At 33.8% G+C, this 10241-nt stretch carries 7 protein-coding genes, 2 tRNA genes and 1 rRNA gene; 7 read left to right on the top strand and 3 right to left on the bottom strand.

Annotation, left to right across the window (positions count from 1 at the left end; genetic code table 11):
* The 3 genes from rrf to ACM55K_RS14935 all read left to right on the top strand — a co-directional run.
* Positions 1-83: ribosomal RNA gene (rrf, locus tag ACM55K_RS14945) — 5S ribosomal RNA — on the top strand; the annotation flags it as partial.
* Between the two features lie 65 nt (positions 84-148).
* Positions 149-221, top strand: a tRNA-Phe gene (locus ACM55K_RS14940).
* 6 nt (positions 222-227) lie between these two features.
* A tRNA-Leu gene (locus ACM55K_RS14935) sits at positions 228-313 on the top strand.
* A 497-nt stretch (positions 314-810) separates the two neighbouring features.
* On the opposite strand, the gene ACM55K_RS14930 is transcribed toward ACM55K_RS14935, so the two are convergent.
* From ACM55K_RS14930 to ACM55K_RS14920, 3 genes are read right to left on the bottom strand one after another with little or no spacing between them, the layout of a single operon-like run.
* Positions 811-1455, bottom strand: a complete 645-nt coding sequence (locus tag ACM55K_RS14930; RefSeq protein WP_416851064.1) for an endonuclease III domain-containing protein — start codon at positions 1453-1455, stop codon at positions 811-813.
* Between the two features lie 4 nt (positions 1456-1459).
* Complete coding sequence (msrB, locus tag ACM55K_RS14925; protein ID WP_416851063.1) at positions 1460-1849, bottom strand: peptide-methionine (R)-S-oxide reductase MsrB; 390 nt, start codon at positions 1847-1849, stop codon at positions 1460-1462.
* Positions 1850-1883: 34 nt separating this feature from the next.
* On the bottom strand, positions 1884-2750 hold the full coding sequence (locus tag ACM55K_RS14920) for an alpha/beta fold hydrolase (RefSeq protein WP_416851062.1): 867 nt from the start codon (positions 2748-2750) through the stop codon (positions 1884-1886).
* Between the two features lie 190 nt (positions 2751-2940).
* Here ACM55K_RS14920 and ACM55K_RS14915 point away from each other — a divergent pair, with 190 nt between their 5' ends.
* The 4 genes from ACM55K_RS14915 to ACM55K_RS14900 all read left to right on the top strand — a co-directional run bounded on the left by ACM55K_RS14915 (position 2941) and on the right by ACM55K_RS14900 (position 10212).
* Positions 2941-4362: a glycogen synthase gene (locus ACM55K_RS14915; protein ID WP_416851061.1), complete on the top strand. Its 1422-nt coding sequence runs from the start codon at positions 2941-2943 to the stop codon at positions 4360-4362.
* Entirely contained in the window at positions 4359-5639 is a 1281-nt protein-coding gene (locus ACM55K_RS14910; protein ID WP_416851060.1) for a glucose-1-phosphate adenylyltransferase, read from the top strand. Before ACM55K_RS14915 ends, ACM55K_RS14910 begins: the two co-directional genes overlap by 4 nt.
* A gap of 70 nt (positions 5640-5709) precedes the next feature.
* Entirely contained in the window at positions 5710-7617 is a 1908-nt protein-coding gene (gene glgB / locus ACM55K_RS14905; protein ID WP_416851059.1) for a 1,4-alpha-glucan branching protein GlgB, read from the top strand.
* Positions 7618-7815: 198 nt separating this feature from the next.
* Positions 7816-10212, top strand: a complete 2397-nt coding sequence (locus ACM55K_RS14900) for a glycoside hydrolase family 31 protein (RefSeq protein ID WP_416851058.1) — start codon at positions 7816-7818, stop codon at positions 10210-10212.
* The last annotated feature ends 29 nt before the right edge of the window (positions 10213-10241 follow it).

The raw sequence follows: 10241 nt of genomic DNA, 5'->3' as shown, positions 1-10241 counted from the left end.
CTCTTCCCATCCCGAACAGAGTAGTTAAGCCCGCCTGCGCAGATGGTACTGCAGTTATGTGGGAGAGTATGTCGTCGCCTTTCTTTGAAAAGCCTATCTGAAAAGATAGGCTTTTTTATTCATACTTTCATTATAAGGAAAGTATACTGGTACCTTAGCTCAGATGGTAGAGCAATGGACTGAAAATCCATGTGTCCCTGGTTCGATCCCTGGAGGTACCACATAATGCTCGGATGGTGAAATTGGTAGACACGCTGGACTTAAAATCCAGTGAACAGCAATGTTCGTGCGGGTTCAAGTCCCGCTCTGAGTACATGAAACTTCAGTTGGCTAACGCTGGCTGAAGTTTTTTTATTTTACGATTACTATAAGAACTTTCTTTTTATTATAAAAGTAATCTGAATTTAAATTAGAGCATGCTTATGGACTTCCTTTAAAGAATCCTTGTCATTATTTGGCAAGGATTTTTGTATTATAACTCTATAGAGTGATATTTTATGAATGTATAATTGGATATGAAAATTATTATTAGGGATTGATATCTTTGTGAAAATTATGGTTATTCAAAGCATCAGAATTTTTGAATTTTATTTTTGAGAATGATATGTAATAGTATTTAGACTGCTTATTGCAATAATTCCTCGTATAAAATATTTGTTAGTATGATATTTTTTGCGTGAGGAATAGCAGTGAAAAGCCCACAGTCCCGTTGAGTCTCAAACTCAAGGGGACGAGGACTTGAAACGGATAGCCCGACCTGACTTTTTCGAGAAGGTCACGCCCTGAAACATCTTCTGGATGAACCAAATACTATTGATAATGCTCTTTATAATACTTACAAATCAAATTAATGGGACATTCGGGGCATTTCGGAGTCGGACGGCAAATTTCTCTCCCCAGGAATGAAATTGCCATTCCAATTTCGCCCCAGATTTCATTTGGGAGCACTTGCATGAGTCGTTTTTCGGCTTTAATTCCATCCTTGGTTTCTGTGATTATTCCAATTCTGGGAGCAACACGAATAACATGTAAATCAGCTATAATTCCTTGCGCAGGAATTTTTGCCTCACGCATAATTACATTGGCTGATTTTCGTCCAATGCCTTTTAAGGCAACTAAATCCTCCATGGTGAGCGGAATGTTTTCGTCTTTTTGGATGGTTTGAGCAATTTCCAATAACCATTTGGCTTTATTACCAAAATTCCTGACACTAGAGATGTAAGGAATTAATGCATCCAGATTTGATACGGCCAAACTTTCCATATTAGGATAAGCTTCAAATAAAGCAGGAGCAATTTTATTGATATGGGCATCAGAATCTTGTGCCGAAAGCACCACCATTACCAATAATTGGTACAAATTATGATGGTCTAACGGATGTTTTCTTCCTTTGTATTTTGTTAGAATTGGTTCTAATTTTTTAGCCCAATCACTTGAGTTTCCAAATAAATCCATGATATTATTCTTTAAAGTCTACTGATAATGAATTTACGCAATACCGTTGTCCTGTTTTGGTAGGTCCGTCATCAAATACATGTCCGAGGTGGCTACCACAATTAGCACAAAGAATTTCATTACGTTTCATTCCGTGTGTGACATCCGAAATGTATTGTACTTTACCAGGAATTGATTCGTTAAATGAAGGCCAACCGCAATGCGCATCAAATTTGGAATCACTTTCAAATAATGCTTCTCCACAGGCACCACAGCAATACGTTCCTTTTTCGTAATGTAGGTTATATGTTCCGGTGTGTGGGTACTCAGTTCCTTTTTGACGAAGAATTCGATAGCGTTCCTCTCCCAATTTTTCTTTCCATTCTTGTTCAGTTTTTTCGATAGGATATTTCATGATTTTAATTTTTTTTTATAACGTTTTAAGACAGCTATTTGTTTTGAATGAATTGAACTGTCTTTTCAATTACTTTAGGATTGCCAAGAATTTTTCTATGTCCTAATCCATCGGTTAGAAATAACGTTCCATTTTTTAGGTATTTGTGAATGTGTATTCCTGCTGTTACCGGAACTTCGGGATCATTATTGTCATGGATGACTAAAACCGGTATCGTAGTTTCTTTTGCAGCTAAATAAGCGGAAAAACTATTCATGTCTTCCTTATATTTCTTTTCGAAATGCAAACGTAAACGCGTACTTATATTGGGTTTCAATTTTAATTTTGCTATAAAATCATCCATAATATCTTGTACGACATCACCACTGCCAATCACCACTACATGATTAACTTTTAATCCTTTTTTTACAGAATTTAAAACTGACATTCCTCCTAATGAATGACCAATTGCAGCTTCGAAAGGACCAAATTGCTTGTCAATCTCTAAAATTGCAGCAATAAAATCAACCATAATGGTGTTTTTTCCGGGTGATTTTCCATGTGCGGGTGCATCAAAACTAATTGTGGAATATCCAGCTTTCAGTAACTCGTCAGCTATTTTGAATAATTGTGTTCCACGTCCAGACCAACCGTGAACTAATAAAATTTTCTTTTCACTTTTTCCATATTGGTATAAAATGACTTCTTTGTTAATTGCCGGAATCTTGATTAATTTTTGAGTACTATTTCGATCCATTTCCAATTCTCTTTTTGGAATTTTATGTTTTATGGGGGTAGTAAACAGTTTAGCGGCAAATAATGTTATTAATTTTGGTGAAATAAACGAGATTAATTTACTAGTTAGTAAGATAATCTTAGGAATTTTCAATGATTGTGTATGAATAGAAGAGTTTTTTGTCATTTCAATAAATTTTCATGCGGGTTATTATGTTAAATTTTTTTTACTAAATTTAGAAAACATAAAAGTAGTATTTTTTATAAAGTTTTTATTGGGATTAACATAAAAGACGGAAATATTAAATATTTTAGAATTGTCAAAAAAAATACCTGAATAGCATTATAATTAACTGAAAAACAACAAAATTTCATAAATGGAAATATTTCATATCAGTGCAGAGTGTTACCCAGTAGCAAAAGTAGGAGGTTTAGCCGATGTTGTTGGTGCATTACCAAAATATCAAAATAATGCCGGGCACCTTGTAAGAGTTGTAATCCCTTGTTATGATTCAAAGTTCAGAAACGAAAATGAATTTGAATGTGTTCATTGGGGTCATGTAAAATTAGGGAGTTTTAATTTCCCTTTTAGCGTTCTGAAAGAAAAAACAGATAAGCTAGGATTTGAATTGTATTTAGTAGAAATAGCAGAATTATTTGACAGAAAAGATGTCTATGGCTATGAAGATGATGTTGAACGATTTTTATCATTCCAAATTGCCACTTTAGATTGGATAATTGGAAGAAATGACGTCCCGGACGTTATCAATTGTCATGATCATCACACGGGTTTGGTTCCTTTTATGATGTTGTATTGTCATAAATATGAAAAACTGCGAAATACACCTTCTATGATTACCATTCATAATGGTTTGTATCAAGGACAGTTTGGATTTGACAAATTGCATTACATACCAGAGTTTGATTTGGCTCATGTGAATGTTTTGGAATGGGATAAATGTATCAATTCACTCGCTGTAGGAATTAAATGCGCTTGGGCGGTGACGACGGTTTCTCCAAATTATTTAAATGAAATAAATTATTCGGCTAATGGATTAGAATCCTTGTTTAATTTGGTACGCTATAAATCCAGAGGGATTTTAAACGGAATTGATATTGAAGTTTGGGATCCTGCCAAAGATGTGATGCTGGAAAAAAACTATTCAATTAAAAATTTTGAAAAAGGCAAACAAGAAAATAAAGAGAAATTATGTAAGCTCTTTAATTTAGATCCTACAAAACCACTTTTTAGTTTTATTGGAAGATTATTAGAAGAAAAAGGAGGCGATTTATTACCGCATGTTGCAGCACTTGCATTATCTGAAAATTATAACCAAATTAATATTTTAATTCTAGGATCGGGAAATCCAATTATTGAAAATCAACTGAATAGTTTATTGGCGGATTATAAAGGTAATTACAATACTTTTATAGGATATAATGAAGAATTAGCTCATTTAATTTACGCGGGCTCTGATTTTCTATTAATGCCTTCAAGAGTGGAACCATGTGGCTTAAATCAAATGTATTCTTTGCGATATGGAACAATTCCTATTGTAAGAAGGACAGGAGGGTTAAAGGATACGGTTGTTGATTTTGGAGATGATGGAAATGGAATTTGTCATGATCAGGCAACAGTGGGAGATGTTTGTTATTCGATTCAAAGAGCAGTCGATTTATATGACGATAAGAAACATTTAAATAAAATCAGAAAAATAGGAATGAGCACGGATCATTCTTGGGAAAGAGTCTGTCAGGAATATATAGAAATGTACAATTTAATAATTAAGAAGAAATGAAAGCTAAAAAGAAAAATGTTATTGCAATTATTTTAGGTGGAGGGCAAGGATCCAGATTATACCCATTGACAGAAACAAGATCTAAACCAGCTGTGCCGATAGGGGGTAAATATAGATTGGTCGATATTCCTATTTCAAATTGTATGAATTCGGATATTTATAGGATGTTTGTTTTGACGCAATTCAACTCGGCTTCTTTAAATGCTCACATTAAAAATACGTATAATTTTAGTATTTTTAGCCATGCCTTTGTTGATATTCTTGCTGCAGAACAAACTCCTGATAATCCTACTTGGTTTCAAGGAACTGCAGATGCTGTAAGACAATGTATGCCTCATTTCCTGAATCATGATTTTGATTATGCATTGATACTTTCCGGAGATCAGTTGTATCAAATGGATTTTAATGATATGTTAGAGGAGCATATTAGAAAAGAAGCTGATATTACGATTGCTACCTTACCGGTAAATGCAAAAGATGCTCCTGAATTTGGAATATTAAAAACAAACACCGAAAGTTGTATTGAATCTTTCATTGAGAAACCTGCAAAAGAATTGTTGCCAGATTGGGAATCGGATGTGAGCGAGCAAATGAAGAGTGAAGGAAAACATTATTTGGCTTCGATGGGAATCTATATATTCAACAAAAAATTGTTGGTAGACATAATGTCCAATAAGGAAACTAAAGATTTTGGTAAAGAAATTATTCCACAAGCAGTAGGCCATAAAAAGATATTAAGTTATCAATATGAAGGGTATTGGACTGACATTGGTAATATAGATTCTTTTTTTGAAGCTAATATTGGATTAACAGAAGACTTGCCTAAATTTAATTTATTTGATAACGATAATAAAATTTACACAAGACCCAGATTGTTACCTCCATCTAAATTCCAGAAAACAACAGTTGACAAATCGTTAATTTCCGAAGGATGTATATTGAATGCTAAAGAAATAAATCATTCCGTGATTGGTATTAGATCCAGAATAGGTGAGGGAACTATAATCCAAAATTGTTATGTAATGGGTAATGATTTCTATCAGAATATTTGTGATATGAATGAGGATCTCAAAAACAACAAACAATTAATAGGTATTGGAGAAAGATGTTTTATAAACAATGCTCTCGTGGACAAGAATTGCAGAATTGGTAATGATGTTTACATCAATGGAGGCAGTCATTTAGAAGATTTTTCTAATGAATTATATGCTATTAAAGACGGAATTGTTGTTATTAAAAAAGGTGCAGTTATACCTGACAATTATATCATAAAGTAAATTTAAAAACTGTTTTTTCTTAAAATAATATTCTGTTCATTTTATAAAAATAGAATTATACAATTGTTATATGAGTAAAGTTATCTCGCATTCCCTTTTTACAGATTTTGATATCGATTTATTTAAAGCAGGGAAACATTTCCGACTCTACGAAAAACTAGGCGCACATCTAATAACAGTTGATGGAGTAGAAGGTGTTTATTTTGCCGTTTGGGCTCCTACAGCTCATTCGGTATCTGTTGTTGGTGATTTCAATTTTTGGACACAAGGCGAACATCTGTTGCATGTACGTTGGGATTCATCTGGTATTTGGGAAGGGTTTATTCCAAATATTAAAAAAGGAGCAACCTATAAATATAAAATAGAATCCAATAACGGAGGAATTGTAACTGAAAAAGCAGATCCTTTTGCTTTTTACTGTGAAAAACCACCACATACTGCCTCAGTAGTTTGGGATTTAGATTATAAATGGAACGATAATAACTGGATGGAAACACGTCAAAATCATAATGGTTTGGACAAGCCCTATTCAGTATATGAAGTACATTTAGGTTCATGGAAGCGTCATGCTGAAGAAAACCGTTTTTTGACGTACCTCGAGTTTGCAGAGGATTTAGTAAATTATGTAAAAGAAACAGGCTTTACTCATGTGGAGTTTATGCCTATAATGGAGTATCCTTACGATCCTTCTTGGGGCTACCAATTAGTTGGTTATTTTGCTCCCACTTCTCGTTTTGGAAAACCACAAGATTTTATGGTCTTGGTTGATAAATTGCACGAGGCAGGAATTGGAGTAATTCTGGACTGGGTGCCTTCTCATTTTCCTGATGATGCACATGGTTTAGGGTTTTTTGATGGATCTAATCTTTTTGAACATCCTGACCGTAGAAAAGGGTATCATCCGGATTGGAAAAGTCTGGTTTTTAATTATGGTCGAAATGAAGTTCGTTCATTTCTTATCAGTAATGCGTTATTCTGGTTACAACATTATCATGCCGATGCGTTGCGTGTTGATGCTGTTGCTTCCATGTTATATTTGGATTATTCCAGAAATGATGGAGAATGGGAACCCAATATTTACGGAGGAAGAGAAAATCTTGATACCATAAGTTTCTTAAAGGAATTTAATGAAGCTGTTTATCTAAATTATGAAGGAGTTCAAACCATTGCCGAGGAAAGTACTTCTTTTCCTATGGTTTCAAGACCAACATCGGTTGGTGGTTTAGGTTTTGGAATGAAATGGATGATGGGATGGATGCACGATACTTTGGAATATTTCCAAAAAGATACTGTGTATAGAAAATACCATCAAAACGATTTGACTTTTTCGATGACCTATACTTTTTCTGAAAATTTCATGTTGCCGCTTTCCCATGACGAGGTAGTTTATGGAAAAAAATCAATTGCAGGAAGAATGCCTGGAGATGAATGGCAGAAATTTGCGAATTTAAGATTGTTGTATGGTTATATGTTCATGCATCCCGGAACCAAATTATTGTTTATGGGGAGTGAATTTGGACAAAGCAGTGAATGGAATTTTGAAGGAAGTTTAGATTGGCATCTATTGCAATATCCATTCCATGAAGGGGTGAAGAAATTGATTACTGATTTGAATAAATTGTATAAAACGCAACCTGCTTTGCATGAAAAACAATTTAGTCCAGAAGGATTCGAATGGATTAATTATTCAGATCATCAAAATGCAGTAATGTCTTTCATTCGAAAAGGGAATAACCAAAAAGACGATGTAATTGTAGTTTGCAATTATACCCAAATAGTTCGTCCTAATTATCGCATTGGTTTACCGAGAAAAGGTAAATTAACCGAGATTTTTAATAGTGACGCCGCAATTTATGGAGGAAGTGGTCTTTCAAACCCTAAAAAATTGACAATTGAAGCAATGCCTTATGACGGAAGGGATTATTCTACAGAATTGCTTTTGCCGCCTTTAAGTGTAACTGTTTTTAAAATTTCATAAATAAATTTTTACTTATAATACCAAATCACATTACTAATTATTTCCATATTAAATGAAAATAATTAGTAATGTGATTTGGTATTACTATGTCCTAAAAATTACAACGTTTTCGTTAATAAACGTAAGATATGCAGCTGTTTACAAAGTATTTTTGTAAGTTTGAGTTGCGAAGTGACAGAGAAATTAATACCACAAAAAATGATTACAAATACAGAATTAGAATATAAAGGAGATTTATATCCCACAAAAATAGTTGCTTTTGAACATGAAGTAGATTCCGTATGTTTTCATACCGATAATAGTGTAATATTAAAAGTAACTGTGTTAAGAGATAGTTTAATCCGTTTTAGATTCACTACAAAAGGATATTTTAGTAACGATTTTTCGTATGCTATTGACAAAAGCCATTCTCATGGATATAATTTTCTTGAGGTTTCTGAAGTGGAAGATTACTATCAGGTAAAAACTAGTAAAGTGCAATGTCGGATTCAAAAAGCAGATATGAGATTATCTATTTTTGATTTGAAAGACAATCTCATTTTAGAAGATGAATTGGGTTTTCATTGGGAAGAAAGCTATGAATATGGCGGTAATATCGTAAAAATGAGTAAGTCTTCCAAAGATGGAGAATGTTTTTACGGACTTGGCGATAAAGCAACCCAATTGAATTTGAAAGGGAAAAGACTGGAGAATTTTGCTACAGATCAATATGCTTTTCAAAAAGACCAAGAGCCATTATATAAAGTAGTTCCGTTTTACATTGGATTACATAACAAGAAATCTTACGGAATTTTCTTCGATAATACTTTCAGAACTTATTTTGATTTTTGTCATGAAAGAAGAAATGTAGCCAGTTATTGGGCTGAAGGTGGAGAAATGAATTATTATTTTATTTATGGTCCGCAAATGCAGGATGTTGTAACCACATTTACTGATTTGACAGGTAAACCGGAATTGCCGCCACTTTGGGCACTTGGATATCACCAATGCAAATGGAGTTATTATCCAGAAAGTAATTTAAAAGAAGTTGCTGCCAAATTTAGGGAATTGAAAATTCCATGCGATGCGCTGTATTTGGATATAGATTATATGGAAGGGTTTCGATGTTTCACTTGGAATAAAGAATATTTTCCTGATCCAAAAAGAATGGTAGCAGAATTAGCCGAGGATGGTTTTAAAACCGTTGTAATCATTGATCCGGGAATAAAAATTGACAAAGAATACTCCATATATAAAGAGGCCTTAAAAAATGATTATTTCTGCAAAAGAGCTGACGGTCCTTATATGAAAGGAAAAGTATGGCCTGGAGAATGCAATTTCCCTGATTATACAAATCCCGCAGTGAGAGAATGGTGGGCAGGATTATTCAAAGAATTAATTTCAGAAATAGGTGTAAAAGGAGTGTGGAATGATATGAACGAGCCTGCCGTTATGGAGGTTCCTAATAAAACATTCCCTATGGATGTGCGTCATGATTATGATGGAAATCCATGCAGCCATAGAAAAGCGCACAATATTTATGGTACACAAATGGCAAGAGCTACCTATCATGGTGTAAAAAGATTTGCGTACCCAAAAAGACCTTTTGTCATTACAAGATCAGCATATGCAGGAGCACAACGATACACGTCATCTTGGACTGGTGATAATGTTGCCACTTGGGAGCACTTATGGATTGCAAACATTCAAGTGCAACGCATGTCTATTTCAGGAATGGGTTTTACCGGATCAGATATTGGAGGGTTTGCAGAGCAGCCTTCGGGAGAATTGTACGCACGCTGGATTCAATTAGGGGTTTTTCATCCTTTTTGCAGAACCCACTCTTCTGGGGATCACGGCGATCAAGAACCTTGGGCATTTGATGAAGAAGTGATTGATATCACCAGAAAGTTCGTCAGCTTACGCTATCAATTATTGCCTTATTTGTACACCATGTTTTGGCAATATATTGAAGAAGGAATTCCTATGTTAAAGCCATTGGTATATTATGATCAAGATGATATTCAAACACATTATAGAAATGACGAATTTGTTTTTGGAAATCAAATTTTAGTTTGCCCTATTTTAGAACCTAATTCTTTAGGGAGAAGAATGTATATTCCTCGTGGACAGTGGTATAATTATTGGACAAATGAAGAAGTTAAAGGAGGAAAAGAAATTTGGGTGGATACTAAATTTGATGAAATTCCACTTTTTGTAAAAGCGGGTGCTGTTATTCCAAAATATCCTATTCAACAGTATGTTGGAGAACTGGAATTTGACGAGTTAACATTAGATATCTATTACAAAAAAGGGAAAGAAAAGTCAGTAGTTTATGAGGATGCTCAAGATGGATATGATTATAAAAAAGGAAGATACAGCTTTCTATCATTTCAAACAATCGGTAAGGAAAAAGAACTCATCATTCAGTTGCATAAAGAAGGAAAATATGACACCAATTATTCAAAGTATAAAATAAATCTAGTTGGATTGCCATTTAAAGTTAAAGAAATTGAAATTGACAATGAGAAAGTTTTATTTGATGAAAAAACTTTCGGAAATGAAGGTTATTTGGTTGTTTATAAAGGTTTTACAGAGTTGCATATAATTGGGTAATAACAAAAAATTGATACATTTTGATTTAA

The sequence above is a fragment of the Flavobacterium arabinosi genome, from assembly GCF_048158725.1.
Taxonomy (GTDB): domain Bacteria; phylum Bacteroidota; class Bacteroidia; order Flavobacteriales; family Flavobacteriaceae; genus Flavobacterium; species Flavobacterium arabinosi.
Note: the sequence above shows the minus strand (reverse complement) of the source record. Positions and strands in the feature narration are given on the sequence as shown.